Origin of the sequence: Runella limosa DSM 17973, assembly GCF_000482465.1 — a bacterium.
Lineage (GTDB): Bacteria > Bacteroidota > Bacteroidia > Cytophagales > Spirosomataceae > Runella > Runella limosa.
Genome location: NZ_AXVJ01000074.1, coordinates 1 through 20,985 on the forward strand (window position 1 = coordinate 1; position 20,985 = coordinate 20,985).

Here is a 20,985-nt window from a genome sequence, read left to right on the forward strand (position 1 = left end):
CACCGTTGTTTGGTTGCTGCCACCGTTTATTTTGTACGTGACAGTCGCTCCGCTGGTTCCGCTCAAGGTAAATGTGGCCGTACTGTTGGCACAAACGGGGCTATTGTTGACTGAAATGGAAGCGGTGGGTAAATTGTTGACTGTTACGGTTGAAGTCCCTGTCAGGTTTTGGCTGCAACTTCCGTCGCTTACCGACACTAGCGTCAAGGTTTGATCGGCCGTTGCATTGGGTACGCTGACCGTTGCCGTACCGCCCGTTAAAGTGGTGGTTTGGTTGCTACCGCCGTTTATTTTATACGTGACGGTTGCGCCGCTGGTACCACTCAAGGTAAATGTGGCCGTACTGTTGGCACAAACAGGGCTGTTGTTTGCTGAAATGGAGGCGGTGGGTAAATTGTTTACCGTCACCGTTGAAGTGCCCGTCAAGTTTTGGCTGCAACTACCATCGCTTACCGACACCAGCGTTAAGGTTTGATTGGCCGTCGCGCTCGGGACGCTAACCGTTGCCGTTCCACCCGTCAAAGTGGCGGTTTGGTTGCTGCTGCCGTTGAGGGTGTACGTGACAGTTGCACCGCTGGTACCGCTCAAGGTAAATGTGGCGGTACTGTTGGCACAAACAGGGCTGTTGTTTGCTGAAATGGAGGCGGTGGGTAAATTGTTTACGGTCACCGTTGAAGTTCCCGTCAGATTTTGGCTGCAACTTCCGTCGCTTACCGACACTAGCGTCAAGGTTTGATTGGCCGTCGCGTTGGGTACGCTGACCGTTGCCGTACCGCCCGTCAAAGTGGTGGTTTGGTTGCTACCGCCGTTTATTTTGTAAGTCACTGTCGCTCCGCTGGTTCCGCTCAAGGTAAATGTGGCCGTACTGTTGGCACAAACGGGGCTGTTATTTGCTGAAATGGAGGCGGTGGGTAAATTGTTTACGGTGACGGTTGATGTGCCTGTCAGGTTTTGGCTGCAACTTCCGTCGCTTACCGACACTAGCGTCAAGGTTTGATCGGCCGTTGCATTGGGTACGCTGACCGTTGCCGTTCCGCCCGTCAAAGTGGTGGTTTGGTTGCTGCTGCCGTTGAGGGTGTACGTGACAGTTGCACCGCTGGTACCGCTCAAGGTAAATGTGGCCGTACTGTTGGCACAAATGGGGCTGTTGTTGGCTGAAATGGAGGCAGTGGGTAAATTGTTTACCGACACTATTGAAGTCCCCGTCAGGTTTTGGCTGCAACTTCCGTCACTTACCGACACTAGCGTCAAGGTTTGATCGGCCGTTGCATTGGGTACGCTGACCGTTGCCGTTCCGCCCGTCAAAGTGGTGTTGCAACCGTTTATTTTGTACGTGACAGTCGCTCCGCTGGTTCCGCTCAAGGTAAATGTGGCCGTACTGTTGGCACAAATGGGGCTGTTGTTGGCTGAAATGGAGGCGGTGGGTAAATTGTTTACCGACACTATTGAAGTCCCCGTCAGGTTTTGGCTGCAAGTCCCATCGCTTACCGACACCAATGTCAAGGTTTGATTGGCCGTCACGCTCGGGATGCTGACGGTTGCTGTACCGCCCGTCAATACCGTTGTTTGATTGCTGCCGCCGTTGAGGGTGTAACTCACGGTCGCTCCGCTGGTTCCGCTCAAAGTAAATGTGGCGGTACTGTTGGCACAAACAGGGCTGTTGTTTGCTGAAATGGAGACGGTGGGTAAATTGTTTACCGACACTATTGAAGTCCCCGTCAGGTTTTGGCTGCAACTTCCATCGCTTACCGACACTAGCGTCAAGGTTTGATCGGCCGTTGCATTGGGTACGCTGACCGTTGCCGTACCTCCTGTCAAAGTGGTTGTTTGATTGCTGCCGCCGTTTATTTTGTACGTGACAGTTGCGCCGCTGGTACCGCTCAAGGTGAATGAGGCAATACTGTTGGCACAGACGGGGCTGTTGTTGGCTGAAATGGAGGCGGTTAAGGATGAGACAGTAAATGAAGTACTTGGCCCTGCGCCAGTGGCATTGTTACCGACCCCATCAGTAGCCGTACTGGGAGCTATGCTAATCCCTAATGTTCCAGTGCCTGAGATTCCACTTAAAGTTACCGTTCGGGTACTCGTTCCTGAACCTGCAACCGCCACGGTGGCAGTGGCAGTTCCCGCAATGTTAAGGGTGACATTAGCTGGAGCTAACGTAATAGTCGAGGCTCCTGTATAGGAAATGGTATAGGTCACAGAGCCACAGGTCGCGGTAGTTGCACTTGGGGCACTAATGCTAATCGTTGGAGGTGATTTATCAATCGTATAGACCTCCCCTGAAGTGTAAGGAACTGTCACCGTTGGGTTTACCCCTGTCGCATTTACCATGTCTAGTCGAATCGTGCCGTCTCCTGTACCTGTATTGACAGGCACCGTCCAGGTGGTGCCTGACCCAGAAGGGGTTCCTACATTCGCCCCCGTAATACTCCCTGTCGTGGTGAGCGAAAAGTTGCTGGCTGACACTCCCGTTACATTTCCTGAAAAAGTGACGGTATAATTCACGACATTCGAATTGGAAGGACTAGACGATGCCCGCGCAATGGACGAGACGGTGGCCCCCCCACCACCCGCGACCGATACCAATGTAGCATGAATATAGAACATCGGGGGAGCTGGATTGATTGTAGTTCCACATCCGTTTCGATGGATTGAGAAGGAGTATTTTCCTGATACAGTGGGGGTATAGTTGATTTGAGGGTTATTATTGCAGGTGTTATCGTTCCATGCTACTACCGCATCTGACGGATTTCGGATTGTCAAGTATGTATCCTCTCCCACGTTTTCGCAACCGTCAAATCGATAGGTATTCCCCGCAGTGAGGTTGACCTCCACATACTCCCCTGGCCACATGCTATTGACTAATTCTGACCGCGTTCCTACGGTGAGGCCATCAGGGGTCGTAAAATTGGGGCTAACAAAAGTTTGTGCCCCTTTGGGACATTGAGCGTAGCTTTGCAATAGCCCTAAAAGCATAAAAAATACCCCTAGTACATAGTTTTTCATAGACGAAGCGAATAATTTTTTGAAGACAATCGGGCCAAATAACTCTGTGGCTACTACGAAAATAGCCGCCTGATGTGAGTCGAATCGGGAAGATTGATAGTCGCTTCTTACTGCTCAGTAAGTGCCCATAAAAAACCAATAACTGTTTGGGTTTTATTGTAAAAATCGGCTCATCGCATTGAGTAACGCGTCTTTTCGGCGCACTGCTACGGGAACAGTGTGCCCCCCAAACATAATGAGTTGCCCTCCATCTGTTTTATCAAATTTTTTAATTTGATTGAGGTTAACAATGTACGAATGGTGCGAACGAATAAAATGAGCCGTTTCTAGTAGTTTTTCGTATTCACCAAGGTTTTTTGATACTAAAATTTCTTGGTCATCAAGGAGTCTAAAGGCCGTGTAACTTCCTTCGGCTCGGCAATATACGATATCCGATAGAGTGACTACATAAATAGTATCGGCATCACGCAGTACCATTTTACGGTTTTGGTGGGTGAGTTTTTCTAGGTTTTCCCGTAAAATTTCAAGTTGAAGGTGAGTTTGGTTAAATTGGAGTTGTTGTTTGGCCCGTTGGATGGCCTCTTGGAAGTCGTTGGCATCAATAGGTTTTAGTAAATAGTCTAAGGCTGACAGCCGAAAAGCTTCTACGGCAAATTCGTTATGGGCAGATACCAGCACAACTTGAAATGGGCGTGCAGGCATTGCTTTGAGCAAATCAAGACCCGTTCCATCACCCAGTATTACATCCAAAAAAACAACGTCGGCGGTGTGGGTGCGTAGCCATTCTTGGGCCTCATGCAAGGAGCCCGCTTCCCCTACAATTTGTATTTCTGGGAAAAACTGTTCGATTAATTGCCGCAGTCCGCGACGGTGTACTTCTTCGTCGTCAATTAAAAAACAGTTCATACTTCAATCAGGGGTAAGAGAAACCGCACTTGCGTGCCGATTACTTTTTCGTTTTCCAGAATATCTTCTACGGTAAAATCTATTTTTCCCCGTACTTGTTTGTTCAAAATCGCAATGCGCTCTTTGGTAATTTGGGTAGCCAACGACTGTTTTTCGGCTTCTGGTATAAGGGTCGCGGCTTTTTGTCGGCCGATACCATTGTCTTTAATTATCAGCTGAACCCCCGCGCCGTATTTTTGAAAGACGACCTCAATTTTACCTTTTTGTGCCAACGTACGGATGCCGTGTTCGAGGGCATTTTCCAAAAAAGGCTGGGCTAACATGGGAGGGACGCCCCACTCCTCCGCCAACACGCCTTCTTCTAGCCTTATTTCATAGTCAAACTGATTCCCAAACCTAATTTTTTGAATTTCGAGGTAATTCTGAACCATGGATACTTCTTCCGTAATCGCAATGAATTCTACTCGGCTGGTTTCAAGGACCGAACGCATCAATTTGGCAAATTTTGATAAGTACGAAACCGCCTGCATGGGCTCCTTTTTTTCTAACAAATACGTCTGAATGGATGACAGTACATTGAAGAAAAAGTGAGGGTTGATTTGGGTACGTAATAGCTTTTGGTTGATGTCTAGTACTTGATTTTGCTTTTTAAGAATTTGATGACGGGCATAAAACGCCGTAAGTAACACCAATCCAAACAAGGTAACTCCCGAAAGCGCAAACCACAGATTACGCTCTTGTAATTCCAACGCTTGAATTTGATTTTGACGGTTCAACTCTCTGATTTCGTATTCTTTACGTTCGGTTTCGTACTTTACCTGTAACTCGTGGATTTTTGATAAACTCTTTTCGTTTAAAATACTGTCTTGCATTTTGGCTTTTTGCCGCTGATAAACCAGCGCCTTCGCAAAGTCATTTTGCTTTTCGTAGCTTTTGGTGAGGGTGTTGTACAATTTACTCAGCACCTCTCGGTCATTGAGCTCTTCGGCCAATATAATGGCCTCTTGGGCGGTTTTTTGCGCCTCGGGAATACGGTCTAGCTGCAAATAAATACGGGCTAAATTGGACATGGCATTAAGCCGCGGCCTTTTGGCTTTGAGTTTATCGGCATAGTCAATACTTTGAAGAAAATAGCCCTCCGCTTCTTTATAGTGATTCCGCATCGACTCAATACTCCCTAGGTTATTTAACCGATTTGAGGCGCCCAAATAATCTTTCATCTGATAGGCTATGTCCAGGGCTCGTTTGTTCATTTTGAGCGCTTCGTCATACTGGTTGGTAAACGTATAGTACGTTCCTAAGTTGCTCAAACACACGGCTATGTACGGAATTCGATTGAGTTTTTCGGCATACATCAGGGCCTCTCGGTAGTAAAACTCACATTTGTCCAACTGCTTCGTTTTACTGTAAATATTTCCATACCCTTGAGCGGCTAAGTAATGCAGCTCGTCTGATTGGCTTTCGCGCGCTACTTTTTCAACTTCGTGAATGGCTTCAAGCGATTTTTCATAATCGTTTTCGGCTCCGTAGCTAATGGAAATATTGTTGTACATCGCGGCTCGAAACCGTGCATAGCGCTTAGGTTCGCGGGTTTTGTTGTATAACTCGTTGTGTTTGAGGGCTTCAAAATAGTAAGCGCGTTCTTTGGCTGGTTTGCCATGGTACGACTGGTAAATACCTAAGGCGTGGTTGACTTTAAGTAGCCCCTTGGTATCGTTCGTTTTGGTAAAATACTGAAGGCTGCGCGTTTGTAACCTGAGTGAACTATCAGGAAGGGTACGTACAATGGAAGCGGCCAAGTAATGTTCTAGCCATGCTTTGGTTTCATCGTCGCTGATGGTAGGTAGCAATGGAACGCCCCATTGGATGTATTTGCGGATGGAGTCGCTCTGATTTACGGCGCTAAACACATCACACAACTGCACCAAGGCTTCACCTCGGGCATTGGGGTTGAAGTTGGCATAAAACTTTTGAAGTAATGCCTTGGGTTCTTCGACGGTTTGCCCCCATAGGTAAGCATGGGAAACATTTAAAATAACGAGTAGGGTGATTTTCCGAAAAAGCATAAGTTTTATACCGTTGATGTTGAATTTTACCTTTTCAGGAAGAAACCCACAGACGATAAAAGTAAGATGTTAAAACCAAGAAGTCAAACTAATTTTTCAAAGTAGTAATCGCCTCCATTTTTCAAATTAACGCTAGTCCAGGCCGCCAAACTCCCATTTTTTTATAACTGTTGTTGTTTAATAAATAACTGTTTGTTTTTTGAAAACAACTGTAATAAAACAACCCTTCAAAAACCCAAAAATAGTGGCTATTAGGCTATTGCAGATAAGCATCAGGTTTTTAATCCAAAACGAGGCAATGTAGATTTAGACCATCAACCTGATTTGTAATCGTCTTAAATCTAGTTTTCCCAATGTTTTTACGTCCGCTTATTCCCCTTTGTTGGGTTCTATTTATGATTGGATGCCAGTCGTCCGAAACGGCTCGTTCTTCGACCTCCTCTCTTTTCACGCTTTTATCTCCGCAAGAAAGCGGGCTCTATTTTATCAACGAAGTGAATGAAAACGAACGAATCAATATTCTTACGTACGAGTACTTGTACAACGGTGGCGGTGTAGCTATTGGAGACATTAATAATGATGGGCTACCTGATGTATTTATGACGGGAAACCTCTTTGGGGGAAGGCTGTTTTTGAACAAAGGGAACATGAAATTTGAACAAATTTCGGAGAAAGCCAACGTCTTTTACGGAGGATTTACGACGGGAGTTACCATGGTTGACATCAATCAAGATGGCTGGCTCGACATCTATTTATGCCGTTCGTTAGACCTGCATTCTGAAAATAGGGCCAACTTACTACTCATCAACAATCACGATAATACATTCACCGAAAAGGCCAAAGAATACGGGTTGGCTGACACAGGTTATTCTAATCATGCCAATTTTTTTGACTATGACCGAGACGGTGATTTGGATGTGTTTCTGCTCAATCACCGCGTCGATTTTGAATCGGCTTTGACGCTCTACACCACTACGAATACCTCAGGGAAGAAAACGTTGGTGACTCCCCAAACTAATCCTGCGACCAATAGCAAACTCTACCGAAACAACGGAAACGGTTCTTTTACAGATGTGTCAGAAAAAGCGGGGATTGCTAAAAGTACGTTTGGATTGAGCTGTTCGGTAGCCGACATCAACCGCGACGGCTGGCCAGATATTTACGTAGCCAATGACTACGGTGACAAAGATTTCTTTTATATCAACAACCAAAAAGGGTTTTTTTCGGATCAGCTCAACCGTATGTTTAGGCACATTAGTAAAAATGCGATGGGAAACGACATCGCCGATTTTAACAACGACGGCTGGCTTGATCTCATGAACTTAGACATGGTGGCCGAAGACAACTACCGCCAAAAGCAACTCAAAGGCAACAGCCCTTATGATAAATACTTTTTAGCCGTGGGGCTGGGACTACACCACCAAGTAGTACGCAATACGCTTCAGCTAAACAATGGAATCAATGCAGAAGGCCTCCCTGTATTCAGTGAAATAGCCCAACTTGCGGGGGTATCGCATACCGATTGGAGCTGGTCGCCTCTTTTTGCTGATTTTGATAACGACGGCTGGAAAGACCTTTTCGTAACCAACGGCTACGCGCGCGACGTCACCGACCTTGATTATTTTCGATACCGCTCCGTAGAAGCCCTGCAAAAAGCGGGAAGCGCAAAAAAAATCAATCCATTGGAGTTGTTGAAACTGATGACGAGCACGCCACTGACCAATTATGCCTTTCGCAATACTCATGATTTGCGTTTTGAAAACAAGTCGGCGGAGTGGGGAATCAACCTGCCCTCGTTTTCCAACGGTGCCGCTTATGCCGACTTAGATGCTGACGGGGACTTAGATTTAGTGGTCAACAATTACAATAGCGAAGCTTTCTTGTATCAAAATAACAGCCGTTTGCACAACACAAACCACTATTTGCAAGTGAAGTTGCAGGGTAACTCGCTGAATCCAACGGGGATTGGCGCCCAAGTGACGTTATTCACCGACGCAGGCCAACAAACCCAGCTAGTAACCTCAACCCGCGGATTTTTATCTTCTACCAGTACGCCTTTGCATTTTGGTTTAGGAACAACGAAGGCAATCAAAGAATTGCAGGTTAAGTGGCCCGATGGTACCAAGCAGGCTATCTCAACGCCTCCCGTAGATCAGTTGCTCGTGCTTACGCAAAAAAATGCCCAACGCGATGTTGCGGCTACTACTTCTTCCAAATTCGTTTTTAAGAAAGTGTCCTTAGGTAGTCTTGATACCTATGAGCATCTCGAAAACAACTACATAGATTTTAAGGAAGAGCCCTTGCTAGAGCATCTTTATTCTAACAAAGGCCCTTACACGGCGCAAGCCGATGTAAATCAAGATGGACTGGAAGATCTCTTTATTGGAGGAGCGGCAGGGAAATCGGGCACGCTTTTTCTACAACAACAAAGGGGTAATTTTAAAAAATCGGTACAGCCTGCGTTTGAAAAAGATGCGACCTACGAGGATGCGGGGGTGCTTTTTTTTGACGCCGACGGCGATAAAGACCTGGATTTGTGGGTCAACAGTGGCGGATACCAATTTGACGTTTCTTCGCCACTTTATTGCCATCGTCTTTATCTCAACGATGGAAAAGGACAGTTTACGCTCGTTCCGCAGCCGTTTGCCTCTAATGCAACTTGCGTGAAGGCGCAAGATGTGGATCTGGATGGTGACCAAGATCTCTTTATCGGCGGTGGGGCTACACCGCATTCGTACCCATTGTATGAAAAAAGCTTCCTGCTTCTCAACGATCATGGCATTTTTCGCGATGCGTCTCACTTATTGCCAAATGGGGGTAAATTAGGCATTGTCAACGATGTGCTTTGGGTTGATATTGACAAAAACCGTTCCCCCGATTTAGTGGTGGTGGGGGAGTGGATGCCTATTACAATTCTAAAAAATTCGTCGCGCCAATTTGTTGATATTACTTCTAAGGCGCAGTTAGCTCAATCGAATGGGTGGTGAAATTGTATCGAAGGAGCTGATTTTGACCAAGATGGAGACATTGATTTTGTGGTAGGCAATCGAGGGGAGAATTCGTTTTTCAAAGCCACATCCGCTCAGCCCGCGCGTTTGTACGCGGGAGATTATGACCAGAATGGGCGTTTGGATGCTATTCCCTGTTACTACTTTAAAGATGGGCGCGCATATCCCAAACACAGCTTGGATGAGCTGGCAAACCAAATTCCGTTGATTAAAAAGAAAATGACTCGGTACGCTACGTATTCTAAGGCGAGTATCGAGGATATTATTGGGGCCAAAGAAGCAACTGCCTCAGAAAAGCGGTTTGCGCATACTTTTTCCAGTTCTTACGTTGAAAACAAAGGGGATATGACGTTTCGACTCAATCCTCTTCCCGTTGAAGCGCAGTTTTCGACCTTGCAAAGCATGTTGGTAGGTGATTTTAATGCTGACAAACATCCCGATGTGCTGCTTTGTGGAAATGACCACGGGAGTGACGTAGATTCTGGGCGGCAAGATGCGTCGTTAGGATTGCTTTTGTTGGGTAATGGTAGGGGTAACTTTACGTCTGTTCCCGCCCATCGTTCTGGACTATACCTCGAAGGAGATTATCGCCGAGTGATTAGGTTAAAAGTAGTAGAAAAACAGGTTTTTTATTTTTTTCTAAAAAATAACGGACGGGGCGAGATAATGCAGTAAGCTAAACTATTTTGCCCCTCCCAAACCTAGTTATTCCAACCTTCTATGAGAAAAGTTTTCTGGTCTCTAACTTTTGCGTGTATTGCTCTGGTCGTACATAGCCAATCGACAAAACCCAACGTCATTATCATCTACGCCGATGACCTCGGCTACGGGGATGTAAGTTGCTACGGTGCAAAAAAAGTCGCTACGCCTAACATCGACCGTTTGGCTAAAAAAGGAATCCGCTTTACCAACGCCCACACCACCGCCGCCACCTGTACTCCTTCGCGCTACTCGTTACTCACAGGTGAATACGCGTGGCGAAAACCTGGCACGGGCGTAGCGACGGGTGACGCGGCAGCGCTGATTTTACCAGGGCGAAGTACGCTGCCACTGGTATTTAAGCAGGCAGGGTATCAAACAGGAGTTGTGGGGAAATGGCACCTCGGTTTAGGGCCGCAAGGAGGACCCGACTGGAATGGTGAGGTGAAACCTAGCCCATTGGACATTGGTTTTGATGAATCGTTTATCATGGCCGCTACGGGCGACCGCGTGCCTTGTGTGTATGTCGATAATCGTCGCGTGGTTAACCTCGACCCCAACGACCCCATCAAGGTGAGTTTTAAAGAACCCATCGGGAACGAACCAACAGGGCGTGCCAATCCCGAATTGCTCAAAATGAAACACTCACACGGGCATGATTTCACGATTATCAACGGAATTGGGCGCATTGGCTACATGACAGGAGGGAAAAGTGCCCGTTGGAAAGACGAAGACATGGCCGATATTTTTACCCAAAAAGCCGTTTCATTCATCGAAAACCACGCCAAACAACCATTTTTCTTGTATTTCGCCACTCAAGACATTCACGTACCACGCGTACCTCACGAACGGTTTGCAGGAAAAAGTGGCATGGGACCGCGCGGAGATGTGATTCTACAGTTAGACTGGGCAGTAGGCAAGGTGCTTGAAACGCTCGACCGACTGGGACTCTCCCAAAATACGATGATTGTATTTTCGAGTGACAATGGCCCTGTGGTGGACGACGGCTACCAAGACCAAGCCGTCGAACTGCTCAATGGACATACGCCCGCAGGGCCGCTTCGCGGGGGCAAGTACAGCGCTTTTGATGCGGGAACGCGCGTGCCATTTATTGTAAGTTGGCCACAAAAAATCAAGGCGGGGGTTTCGTCAGCTTTGGTGAGTCAAATCGACTTACTGGCTTCGTTTGCCAGTTTGACAGGGCAAACGTTTGATGCTGCCACCGCCCCCGACACGCGCAATTACTTGCCTGCGCTTTTGGGAAAAGATAAAAAAGGGCGCGACCACGTAATTGAGCACGCGGGGACGTTTTCGGTCATTCAAGGCGATTGGAAGTACATTGCACCGAGCAAGGGAGCTAAAATGAGTGTTGAAACGAATACAGAACTTGGTAATGACCCCAAGCCGCAATTGTACGATTTAAAAAGGGATTTGGGAGAAAAAAACAACCTAGCCGAAACTAACCCTGCGAAGCTGAAAGAATTGGAGGAATTGCTCAAAAGCGTAAAAGAGCTAAAGAAATAACAACCACTCGCCGCTCGCCCCGAACTCCAATTCGGGGCGAAAACGGACTCGCGTCTCTGACGCGGTTGCTGTTAGATAAGTATCAACGAGTAGAATTCCCGTCTAAGGTTATTTTCTTATAACTCTCTGGCTATTTTCCTCTCCTTTTTTCCACACAAAATAATCTTTTCCGTACTCTGTTATTTTGTATTCCTCTTGGTTGACTACTAGCGTGCTGTCTGTTTTATCAAACATCCATTCAAAATTACTTAGGCGACCATCGGCAGTGAGTACAAGCCCATCGGGGGAGGCTATTTTTCCCGTTCCATTGGCATCAAAAATGAGCTTACGTTTAATCGTAACAGTAGGTGTAAACGCATTGTTCCACTCCCAATTCCCAATAAAATAGCTTGATTCAAGCGCTTGATAATTAAAATTTTCTTTGCAACCAACCAAGGCACCAGTGAGTAACATCAGGCTAAAAATGAAGCACTTTTGAGAAGTTTTCATAGTTTAAAAAGGTGTGTTTAGTAGTTAAAATCATTCTTTAAATAAGGTTCAGGCTTCCCAATTCCACCAAACGGATTTCTTGCAATGTCTTTTAGAAGCTCATTAACTCTTTTAAGTTTTTTCTTATCCGTGTTTTGCCAATAAACAGAATCTTCCCAAAATTCATCTACAAAGATGTATTTCGTACCTTACTCTTCTATTAAATCTTTTGTAAATGATTTACCATTCCTGAATTTTTCAATGGCTGCATCTAATCTACGTTCATTTTTTCGAGAAGATAATTCGTGATTTGTAGCCATCAAAGCGTTATATTCTTCTAACGACATAACGACAATAGCCTCATCTTTACCACGATTAATGATTAAGGTTTCAAAGTTTTGGACTACTTTGTCTAAATACGATTTAATGCCTTTTCTAAAGTCAGAGATAGTTGCCGTTATCATAAATTGTACAATATTCTGTATAAAAATATGTACACATTTTTAAGATTCAATAATTTCCAGCAAATTAAAATTCGATTGTTGTGGTGAAGCGAAGAACGCTCGCCCCGAACTCCAATTCGGGGCGAAAACGGACTCGCGTCTCTGACGCAAATACACTTTTTTACTTTACTGCGGCTTTAAAAATCGCGTCGCGAATTGGATTGGGATTAAAATAATCTCGGGTGGTTTGTAAACCCATGTTTTGACGGTTGATGAGGATAATCACCGAAAGTTTCTTTTCAGGAACTACGGATATGCTCGTGCCCGTAAAACCCGTATGACCAAACGTGCCCGTTGGGCCGTTTTTCATGAAAGAGTTGATCGGGTCCATCATCCAGCCTAATCCGTTCTTAAAGTTATCTTGGGTCAAAAACAGCGTTACTGTTTTTTCCGAAATAAACGATTTTCCTCTCACTTTCCCTTTGTTTTTGAGCATATCCACCAATTTTTGAAGGTCATCCACGGTCGAGAACAACCCCGCTGCCCCCGAAATCCCTTCATTGGCGTACCACGCATTGCCGTCGTTTACTTCGCCTTGTAAAACGTACTGTCGCCAACCGTTCCAGCTTTTCGGGTCAAGGTCTTTGACCACAAAACCCAACGTGGTATCTTCCACCATTCGCTTTTCGTAGGGATTCCCCATCGAAGTCGCGGCGATAAGGTTTGCCTTTTTATCGGGTTTATAAGTCGTTTTGGTCATTTTGAGCGGGGCAAAAATCTCCGTTTTAACGTAAACATCCAGCGGTTTTCCCGATACCTTTTCGATAATTTCGCCCAAAATCGTGAAGCCCAAATCCGAATAATGACGGCCTTCGCCCACGGGATATTTCAGCGGCAATTGCTTAATAAAGGCATAAGTAGTAGCGCGTTGTTGCGAAAAATAATACAACGGATACCACTCATACATCCCCGACGTATGCGTCAACAAATGACGAAGGGTAATTTTGGCTTTTTCACCCTCGTCTAAGCCTTTGATGTACTTTGAAGCGGGGTCGTCCACGTTGAGTTTTCCTTCGTCGTGTAGCTTCATTATGGCAGTGGTTGTCCCAATCACTTTGGTCAATGACGCAATATCAAACAAGTGATTGACTGTCATCGTTTCGGGGTGTTCTGACACCGAGCCGTCAAACTCCTTCAATTTTGCGTATCCAAATGCTTTTTTGAGCAAAATCTTGTTACCCTTTTTAATGGCCACCACCGCCCCAGGAATCTTATTTTCTGCAATATATTTCTCCACAACAGCACTCACCTCACTGTCCAATACTTGAGAGGTATTCTTTTGGGCAAAAACAATTTGAGCAGCGAACAAAAACAGAAAAAAGGCGGGTTTCATTGAATCAGCAATCAAGGTGTTACAATAGCATTTGTTGCACGAAGATACATTGAAGTGTTTGTAAAAACTTATTTTTCTACTAACTTCCTCCGCAACCACCACAGCCCCCGCATCCTCCTCCACAACCGCCGCCACCGCTACTGCACCCCGCCCCACCTTCGCCGCCACCGCTATTTTTAGACGTATTGACAGCTACAGCTCCTCCCAACCAGCCTATCCCATCGTCCGATTTGGGGGCATTGCTAAACACCCGCTGGAGGGTTTGGTCGCTGCCCAAACTATACGAAGCATCAAACAGTAAAAAAGTTAAGGCTCCTGCTGTGATGTACCCTTCCCATTCGTTGGCTTGGTACGTTCTTTTTGTCTCGTTGTCTATCAACGGCAACTGACCTAGCACTATCCAGACCAGCACGTAAACAATCAACAGTAATAGCAAAAAAATCACGGGCTTGCCGTTGAGTAATCCCTGCGCCATGCGCGCCAGTCCAACCATGATTACCCACCATTGAAACAAGCCAACCGCCACATCTTTGGCAAGTTCATTTCTTAGAGCAATGGCTTTTTTCGACATTGTTTTTGCAAACGGATACAAAAACGCCCTCAAAAGCCCCGCAGGTAGTTCCTTTTGGTCTTGGGCTTGCAATGCGTACAGCATCGGTTGCTGCACCTGCGTATCCCACCCAAATTTCCCTTCGTCTTGGTAGCGAATCCAGCCCCTTTCGGCAAAGTCAGCCACAATAGTTCGGAACAGGGTTTCGGTGTCTTTAAACAAAGCTGCAAAATGGTAGGGATGTAACTGCTGCATCGCTTCCCGTACGACTCGTTTTTTATACTGAATTTTGTGGTAAGTTCCCCACCAAGCCCACGCCATCAAAAGGGGGAAAGTCAACAAAAAATGCGGCCCCGACAGCATAAACATTCCGAGCGAGCACAGCCCAATAGCCGCCGCTCCCACGGGCCAGTACTGACGCCCTTCCCACAATGGTGCCATCTGCAAAGTTGGCGTTCGGAAAGGTGACGTCGGAGCTAGGTGCGCCCCTAATTCCAACCCCTTGGGCAAAGGCCAGCAGTCAACGGGAGGTAGTTCCTGAAATTCTTTGACGTAGGTAATTAAAGTAGCAGCGTACCAGTCACGGTGGCGTTGGTTTTCGGAGTCGCCTCCTTTATTGGGATAGTGGTGAAGTTGTCGTTGGAGTACTTCTCCGCAGAGTTTTTGCCAATAACTTTGCGTGTAGGTCAAGTGCAAATGCCAGACTTCATCGACTACCTCCGACGGCGACGCCCCTTGGGGCATCGTAAGACAGAGGTACAAAAACTTTTTATACTCGGCCATCGCCCGTTTGGCAAACTCAGGCGTCCATTTTTGTTCTTTGATTAACTTATCAGAAAACTGCACAGCAGCCTCTGGAGAATCGTCTAATTGGAAATCGCTCAATTTTTGCCAGAGCGACGGTTGGGAAAGTTGGGTGTTCATCGGATAAGAGTTCGGTTTATGTTTAGGACCGAAAATTGGGCGTTTTCCTACCTCAAAGTCAAGGGTAACCGCTAGTGACTTGCTCTGTAAGGGGTAGTTACAGCGGGATTACACAGCTTTTTCTAAAAAAAAGATAACTTGCATGACTCAGTCACACGGAGTTAACGCACGAAACGGTCTGACTATCGTCTGACCACCATACAACCATGAACATTGAAGTAGCCCGCCCTTTGTTTGAAAAGCTTTGGAACCAAGTACTAGAACGATATTTTCAAGAAGAACTGGGCTTGCCCTATACCGATTTCCGAACTCCTCCGCACTCCATGAATCAGGTGTTGGGCAATGCCAGTTGGTCCAAAAGCAGCAATTACGAAAAACAACAAAAACGCCAATTGCCTGCCTTTGTGGGGTACGCTACCCACCAAAAAAGCCTCCAACTACACGAAAAAGGCATTGGCCCCGAAACCTATAAATTTGGCGGCAGTACTTTCCGCGACCGCCACGATGACCTCCTAAAATCGACAAAAGCATTTATTGGCACCACCGACCACTTTATGCTGGCCTTGGTGCGCACCCTCGGATATGCTACCCTCGATGCGTACCGACAAGCCAATGGTTTCGAGCCCACCACCGTCCGAACGAATATCAACAAGTCTTCCGTGGAATCTTCTCCGTTGGAAGAAACCAAAGTCATCCAATCTTCCGAAAAACGCTGGAAAATAGCAACCGCTATTGCCTGTGCAGGTTTGCTGGCCATGACCGCTTGGAATTTATTTTTTACGGGGCAAAATACAGCGGGCAAAGTCATTCGCTCGGTGGCCGATACGTCCACCCTTGCCAAAGGTATTGTAGGAAATTGGTACAGTTACAACCGCAATTATGAAGCCCGTGGCAAAAACGATGGCTATACGTTCAACCGCATTGCGTGGCAAATTTCGGTGGACGACAACGGTTTTTTGAGCCTAAAACGCTATTGGAAAGCCATTGAATTTGACGGCTGGACGGAATTTATTGGAGGCACATCGCCGCAGCTTCACTTTTTCTTGAACGTCTATCCCAATGGCAGCGGCTATAAAAATCCTGTAGGGTATCGGCATTTCAACTGTGGAATTTGGGGCGAAAACAGCGATTGGATGCACGCCGACACGCTCAGTTGTATCTGTACTTCTTACAATTTTAGCGATAGTCATTTGGGAGAACCTCTGGCCAGTCGCGAAATTCTTATTCGACAGGCGACAACTTCTTTTGACTCTCTGAAAGCGGATGCCAAAAGCCTTACATTTTCGGAAGCTCCTTGGCTTAAGCGTTTTTTACCCAAAGACGAGAGTTATTTATTCCAAAAGCCGAAGAGAAACCTCTAAACAAGTCGCAATTCGGAACGACCCACTGGGACAGACTTTCCAAGTTTTTGATAGGGACGAAAAGGAAACTTGGAAAGTCTTAAAAGGCAGTCTATAAGAAGACTTTCCAAGTTTTGACAAGTGCAAAAATGAAACTTGGAAAGTCTTAAAAGGCAGTCTATAAGAAGGCTTTCCAAGTTTTGACAAGTGCGAAAATGAAACTTGGAAAGTTTTAAAAGGCAGTCTATAAGAAGACTTTCCAAGTTTTGACAAGTGCGAAAATGAAACTTGGAAAGTCTTAAAATGAAAGCCGTTTGAATGAAATAAAAAATAATTGGCAATTTATTTGGAATCTAATTTGACAAATCATTTACTTTGCAAAACAAAGTACTTTCAATAAGTCAATCGCAGTCATTTTTTAAATCAATCAACACTCACTCATCATGGCACCTACCAACACGTTTTTCAGCCAGCCGTTTGAACCTGCATCCTTCCTCAAACGCGCATTGATTGGGGCAGCTATTGCCTTGGTCGTTATTTCGCTTTTTGTCTTTGGCGTCAAAAACCCTAGACCTGAATGGGGTACTTGGTGGATGCTCCGTCCGCTTCTATTGACTCCTTTTGTAGGAGCCTTGGGGGGTGCTTGCACTTATTTAGTGAGTGTGTTGGCACCAAAGCACGGCTGGAAATACGTTGGCGCGCTCGTAATAAGTGTGATTGGTTATGTCATTTCTTTATGGCTTGGCATCGTATTGGGTTTGGATGGTACTTTGTGGCACTAATCTTCATCTAGCACTCCCATGAAAGACCTCATCACGGCCCATATCAACGAACCCCAGCAGCTTGAGAAGCTGTACCGTTCCAACAAAGCATTGTTCAAACGTACCTTTAGTTCCGTTTATCCCGAACTCAAAGGAAATACAGCTGCCGACGTTTGGCACGAGCGTTTGAATTACGACAACGACGATATTCAATGGGGCACAAGCCAAGACCTCGCCCTTGTAGTGGGGGCGTCTTTGGTGGCGGGTCTCATTGCCAAAATTCCCGCTTTTCTCCAGCTCAACGAAGAGTTTTTTTATACCCGCAATATCGGATTTATCATTTTTCCACTCCTGACCGCCTATTTTGGTTGGAAAAATAAAGTTTCAACGAAGACCATAGCGTTACTTGCAGGAGCATTTGTAGTGGCAGCTATCTTTATTAATAGTCTTCCCAACCAACCCACAAGCGATACCCTGACGCTATCCTGCATTCACCTTGTTTTGTTTTCGTGGTCTATTCTCGGATTTTCTTTTGTGGGCAGTTCCAACAACTCCGAAAAACGACTGAGCTACCTCAAATACAACGGGGATTTGGTCGTCATGACCACGCTGATTGTGATTTCGGGCGGCATATTAAGTGCGATTACCGTCGGCCTATTTTCGTTGATTGGCCTCGATATTCGGGCGTTTTATTTTGAAAATATCGGTATTTTCGGGCTTGCGGCAGCGCCTCTGGTGGGGACTTACCTTACCCAAACCAATCCGCAGCTGGTAGGCAAAGTATCGCCCGTTATTGCCAAAATTTTCAGCCCGTTGGTGTTGGTAATGTTAGTGGTTTACCTCGGCGCAATTGTTTTTTCGGGCAAAGACCCGTACAACAACCGTGAGTTTTTGATGGTATTCAATGCCCTGCTTATTGGGGTGATGGCACTTATTTTCTTTTCGATTGCCGAAACCTCCAAAACTTCTCACCACCGCGCCCAAGTGTGGGTGTTGTTTCTGCTCTCGGCGCTGACGATTGTGGTCAACGGCGTGGCACTTTCGGCCATCTTGTTTCGAATCTCAGAATGGGGCATCACCCCCAACCGTACGGCGGTATTGGGTGGCAACTTATTGATTTTGGTGAATTTACTGCTCGTGATGATACAGCTCTCGAAAGTGCTGACCAAAAAAACCTCGCTCGCCGACGTGGGAAAAACAATTGCGATTTATTTACCTATTTACAGCCTCTGGACCATCATTGTCACGTTCTTATTCCCGTTTTTATTTGGGTTTAAGTAAATACTACGGGGTTCCTCTTAAACACTAGCACGGGTCGTTTGGCCCGCGCCAGTGTTTTTTGTGTAAATTTGTCTCACTCCTTTTAAAACAACCACAAATGATAATCGCCAATCCGATATACGACACTGTGTTTAAAAGAATGATGGAAAACGAACGAGTAGCCAAGTTTTTCATTGAGACACTTTTGGAACAACCCATTGAGACGATAGAGGTAAAACCACAAGAGTTTACTTACACGGACGAACTAGCAGGGCTTGCCGTTTTTCGTTTGGATTTTATCGCCACTATCAAAACCGAAACAAGCGAATACAAAAAGGTCTTAATCGAAATTCAGAAGGCCAAAAATCAAATTGACTTAATGCGTTTTCGTAGGTATTTGGGTGAACAATATAAAAAAGAAGATAAAGTAAATAATGAAAATCAGGCTCTTCCAATCACTACGATTTACATTCTTGGGTTTACCCTTCCTGAGATAGAAACAGCTTGCATTCGAGTAGAACGTAATTACAAAGATTTAATCAACAAAACCGTCCTTGAAAAGAAGTCGGATTTTGTTGAAAAACTGACCCACGACAGCTACATCGTACAAGTGGACAGAATTACCAATCGTTACCAAACGAGTTTAGATAAACTATTGAGCGTTTTTGAGCAAAGTAACTTCGTGGACGACAGAAAAATTACCAAACAATTTTCTCACCCAACAGACAACGAGGAGTTAAAAATCTTGACCGACATCTTACACCATAGCGGTTCTGACCCGATAGAACGTAAACGAATCGAAGATGAACAAGAAGCATGGCGAACCATCAATGCGATGTTTGAAGATAAGGAAAAAGCATTTCAAAAGGCACTTGATGAAAGCAAGAAAGCACTTGATGAAACAAAAAAAGCGCTTGATGAAAAAGAGAGAATTATAGAAGAATTAAGACGAAAACTCGGAGAACACTTGACGAGTGAATGAACGTTATCTATCTTTTAATCAAGTTTATTCAGTATGTTTTAATAAACAGCTCGTTAGCATGGAAAAATTGGTGGTCAACAACCTCATAATTTTCGGTTAATGTAAGCGGTGATTTTAAAATAGTAGAGGGAAAAGGTTCAAATGTAATCTTGTAATCTCCTTGCTCTTTCAGCATAAATTCAAGGTTCCAAAAAACTGTTTGCCGTTGGCCTGCTTTTAGAAAATAGAAGTTTAGGGATGAATCAAACCAAGGTGCCTCTTTTTTAAAATTTACTAATTCTTGGGTAGTGAGTCCATCTCCCATTTTCTGAGAAAATGTATCTTGATCAAAAGTGTCCCAGTATCGAAAAAAGTCTAAAGATAGGCTAGTTTTAGAATTATAATCTACGCCGAAATAATCAACCAATGAACGATGATGTTTTAAAAAATATTCTTGCGTTCTTTTTTGCTGTTCTTGAAGCAAAATCTGAGGATGAACAATCAATTCATAGTCTCCATTTTTATTCTTACGGTAGAAATTTATTTGCTTTTCGTAATTAACGCCTGAAATAAGGATAGCTATGTTTTTCAATGATTGATTCACAAGCTCAACAATTAATCCAAGTTCGGGCTTAATATTTTTAGAGGTATCTACCCTATTTTTATGAACTACTTGCAACGTCACTTTTACTCCATCTACTTTTTGGCAGAAAACAGGTGAAACGGTGAGGCATAATCCCAAAAATAGAAATCTAAAAACAAAGATTTGAGCCATAAGTTGAATTAAATGTATAAGAGTTTTTTTTAGGAACAAGGCTGTCTATTAAAAAACAAATAATAACCCAAAAACAACAAAATCCGACCCTTTGCAAGACTATAAAATGACAATTAATTCCTATTTAATGTTTGTAAATATTTCAGTTTTTTCAAACAGCTTTATTATATCTTCTTCTAACGACGTACGTTTAACTACAGGATTGTTTTTCCAAAATTTATCATCATAATTTACTTTTTCTAATTTTTCTACATCATTAACTTTAAATATGATTGGTTTGTAAACAATGGAACTCTCCTCATTCAACTTTTCATTAGTTAATAAAACAAAGTTTGTCACAGAAACATCACTTTTCAAGCCTGTTTTTTTGTCGAACACACCATAACTTGTCGATGTTTTTATAGAGCTAATAAATCGCCCATATGGCGTATCTTTGGTATCTATATCAATTTTGTAGTTAAAGTTTTTTCGATAAAATTGACCATCTTCTACATCAACTCCTAGGGAATTATCTGAATATAGTGAAACAGAAATTATTGTTTTTGATGTTGTGCTAACCGCTAATTATTGGACACGTAAATGATAGAAAGTTAGAGACTTCAAGCACAGATTTTTGTCTTATTTTGAGTTAAATTTTTCATGTCAATGTTATGTTTGAGCAAATACTTGTAAGGGCTTTGAAAGTTGATTCCTCCATGTATTCTCTCGAAATTATAAAAACTTCTAAATTCCTCCAATGTTTCTCGAGCTTGCTTCAAATCGTCAAATTCAAACCTCTGACATACAGAGCTTTCCATGATGGAATGGTAGGCTTCGATGTGCGCATCTTGTTGGGGTGTTGCAGGTTTTGTGAATTCTTGTTTGACTTGTTTATCTCGAAAATATTGTTGGACTTCAT

Annotated in this window: 18 protein-coding genes; 7 read left to right on the forward strand and 11 right to left on the reverse strand. The window is 44.6% G+C overall.

Annotated features, from left to right (window positions below; genetic code table 11):
• The 3 genes from K339_RS0109180 to K339_RS0109190 all read right to left on the reverse strand — a co-directional run.
• A partial coding sequence (locus K339_RS0109180; RefSeq protein WP_028523337.1) for a beta strand repeat-containing protein occupies positions 1-3,009 on the reverse strand: 3,009 nt, incomplete at its 3' end.
• Positions 3,010-3,162: 153 nt separating this feature from the next.
• On the reverse strand, positions 3,163-3,915 hold the full coding sequence (locus tag K339_RS0109185; RefSeq protein WP_028523338.1) for a LytR/AlgR family response regulator transcription factor: 753 nt from the start codon (positions 3,913-3,915) through the stop codon (positions 3,163-3,165).
• Complete coding sequence (locus K339_RS0109190) at positions 3,912-5,981, reverse strand: tetratricopeptide repeat-containing sensor histidine kinase (RefSeq protein WP_028523339.1); 2,070 nt, start codon at positions 5,979-5,981, stop codon at positions 3,912-3,914. The genes K339_RS0109185 and K339_RS0109190 overlap by 4 nt, the downstream gene beginning before the upstream one ends.
• 353 nt (positions 5,982-6,334) lie before the next feature.
• On the opposite strand from K339_RS0109190, the gene K339_RS33100 reads away from it, so the two are divergent.
• From K339_RS33100 to K339_RS0109200, 3 genes are read left to right on the forward strand one after another with little or no spacing between them, the layout of a single operon-like run.
• Entirely contained in the window at positions 6,335-8,968 is a 2,634-nt protein-coding gene (locus tag K339_RS33100; protein WP_084332161.1) for a VCBS repeat-containing protein, read from the forward strand.
• Between the two features lie 48 nt (positions 8,969-9,016).
• Entirely contained in the window at positions 9,017-9,664 is a 648-nt protein-coding gene (locus K339_RS35865; protein ID WP_051397906.1) for a hypothetical protein, read from the forward strand.
• A 45-nt stretch (positions 9,665-9,709) separates the two neighbouring features.
• The gene (locus tag K339_RS0109200) at positions 9,710-11,212 is read left to right on the forward strand and encodes a sulfatase family protein (RefSeq protein WP_028523340.1); all 1,503 of its coding nucleotides are present in this window, start codon (positions 9,710-9,712) and stop codon (positions 11,210-11,212) included.
• Between the two features lie 108 nt (positions 11,213-11,320).
• Here K339_RS0109200 and K339_RS0109205 read toward each other — a convergent pair whose 3' ends face one another.
• The 5 genes from K339_RS0109205 to K339_RS33110 form a co-directional block, all read right to left on the reverse strand.
• Positions 11,321-11,701: a hypothetical protein gene (locus tag K339_RS0109205; RefSeq protein WP_028523341.1), complete on the reverse strand. Its 381-nt coding sequence runs from the start codon at positions 11,699-11,701 to the stop codon at positions 11,321-11,323.
• Between the two features lie 17 nt (positions 11,702-11,718).
• The gene (locus tag K339_RS36630) at positions 11,719-11,877 is read right to left on the reverse strand and encodes a type II toxin-antitoxin system YoeB family toxin (RefSeq protein WP_084332162.1); all 159 of its coding nucleotides are present in this window, start codon (positions 11,875-11,877) and stop codon (positions 11,719-11,721) included.
• 12 nt (positions 11,878-11,889) lie between these two features.
• Positions 11,890-12,144 (reverse strand): type II toxin-antitoxin system Phd/YefM family antitoxin, encoded by a 255-nt coding sequence (locus K339_RS0109210; RefSeq protein WP_028523342.1) that lies wholly within the window; start codon positions 12,142-12,144, stop codon positions 11,890-11,892.
• Between the two features lie 160 nt (positions 12,145-12,304).
• Complete coding sequence (locus K339_RS35870; protein WP_051397907.1) at positions 12,305-13,516, reverse strand: serine hydrolase domain-containing protein; 1,212 nt, start codon at positions 13,514-13,516, stop codon at positions 12,305-12,307.
• A gap of 79 nt (positions 13,517-13,595) precedes the next feature.
• Positions 13,596-14,990: a glycine-rich domain-containing protein gene (locus K339_RS33110; RefSeq protein ID WP_037299825.1), complete on the reverse strand. Its 1,395-nt coding sequence runs from the start codon at positions 14,988-14,990 to the stop codon at positions 13,596-13,598.
• Positions 14,991-15,196: 206 nt separating this feature from the next.
• On the opposite strand from K339_RS33110, the gene K339_RS0109225 reads away from it, so the two are divergent.
• The 4 genes from K339_RS0109225 to K339_RS0109240 all read left to right on the forward strand — a co-directional run bounded on the left by K339_RS0109225 (position 15,197) and on the right by K339_RS0109240 (position 19,333).
• The gene (locus tag K339_RS0109225; protein ID WP_028523343.1) at positions 15,197-16,351 is read left to right on the forward strand and encodes a hypothetical protein; all 1,155 of its coding nucleotides are present in this window, start codon (positions 15,197-15,199) and stop codon (positions 16,349-16,351) included.
• Between the two features lie 422 nt (positions 16,352-16,773).
• Complete coding sequence (locus K339_RS0109230) at positions 16,774-17,112, forward strand: hypothetical protein (RefSeq protein WP_028523344.1); 339 nt, start codon at positions 16,774-16,776, stop codon at positions 17,110-17,112.
• An 18-nt stretch (positions 17,113-17,130) separates the two neighbouring features.
• Positions 17,131-18,372 carry a DUF4153 domain-containing protein gene (locus tag K339_RS0109235; RefSeq protein WP_028523345.1) on the forward strand — a complete coding sequence of 414 codons (1,242 nt, stop codon included), beginning with the start codon at positions 17,131-17,133 and terminating at the stop codon, positions 18,370-18,372.
• A gap of 139 nt (positions 18,373-18,511) precedes the next feature.
• Complete coding sequence (locus K339_RS0109240; RefSeq protein WP_028523346.1) at positions 18,512-19,333, forward strand: hypothetical protein; 822 nt, start codon at positions 18,512-18,514, stop codon at positions 19,331-19,333.
• Between the two features lie 28 nt (positions 19,334-19,361).
• Here K339_RS0109240 and K339_RS0109245 read toward each other — a convergent pair whose 3' ends face one another.
• The 3 genes from K339_RS0109245 to K339_RS0109255 all read right to left on the reverse strand — a co-directional run.
• Positions 19,362-20,087, reverse strand: coding sequence for a hypothetical protein (locus tag K339_RS0109245; RefSeq protein ID WP_028523347.1), 726 nt, complete (start codon positions 20,085-20,087; stop codon positions 19,362-19,364).
• 120 nt (positions 20,088-20,207) lie between these two features.
• Positions 20,208-20,444: a hypothetical protein gene (locus tag K339_RS0109250; protein WP_157607538.1), complete on the reverse strand. Its 237-nt coding sequence runs from the start codon at positions 20,442-20,444 to the stop codon at positions 20,208-20,210.
• 242 nt (positions 20,445-20,686) lie between these two features.
• Positions 20,687-20,985: integrase core domain-containing protein (locus tag K339_RS0109255; RefSeq protein ID WP_028523349.1), on the reverse strand; the 299-nt coding region annotated here is incomplete at its 5' end.

Coding starts and splice junctions, on each gene's coding strand:
- K339_RS0109230 (WP_028523344.1), top strand. CDS start 16,774: ATGGCACCTACCAACACGTTTTTCAGCCAGCCGTTTGAACCTGCATCC.
- K339_RS0109185 (WP_028523338.1), bottom strand. CDS start 3,915: ATGAACTGTTTTTTAATTGACGACGAAGAAGTACACCGTCGCGGACTG.
- K339_RS0109240 (WP_028523346.1), top strand. CDS start 18,512: ATGATGGAAAACGAACGAGTAGCCAAGTTTTTCATTGAGACACTTTTG.
- K339_RS0109235 (WP_028523345.1), top strand. CDS start 17,131: ATGAAAGACCTCATCACGGCCCATATCAACGAACCCCAGCAGCTTGAG.
- K339_RS0109200 (WP_028523340.1), top strand. CDS start 9,710: ATGAGAAAAGTTTTCTGGTCTCTAACTTTTGCGTGTATTGCTCTGGTC.
- K339_RS0109190 (WP_028523339.1), bottom strand. CDS start 5,981: ATGCTTTTTCGGAAAATCACCCTACTCGTTATTTTAAATGTTTCCCAT.
- K339_RS35870 (WP_051397907.1), bottom strand. CDS start 13,516: ATGAAACCCGCCTTTTTTCTGTTTTTGTTCGCTGCTCAAATTGTTTTT.
- K339_RS33100 (WP_084332161.1), top strand. CDS start 6,335: ATGTTTTTACGTCCGCTTATTCCCCTTTGTTGGGTTCTATTTATGATT.
- K339_RS0109225 (WP_028523343.1), top strand. CDS start 15,197: ATGAACATTGAAGTAGCCCGCCCTTTGTTTGAAAAGCTTTGGAACCAA.
- K339_RS0109245 (WP_028523347.1), bottom strand. CDS start 20,087: ATGGCTCAAATCTTTGTTTTTAGATTTCTATTTTTGGGATTATGCCTC.
- K339_RS0109210 (WP_028523342.1), bottom strand. CDS start 12,144: ATGATAACGGCAACTATCTCTGACTTTAGAAAAGGCATTAAATCGTAT.
- K339_RS33110 (WP_037299825.1), bottom strand. CDS start 14,990: ATGAACACCCAACTTTCCCAACCGTCGCTCTGGCAAAAATTGAGCGAT.
- K339_RS0109205 (WP_028523341.1), bottom strand. CDS start 11,701: ATGAAAACTTCTCAAAAGTGCTTCATTTTTAGCCTGATGTTACTCACT.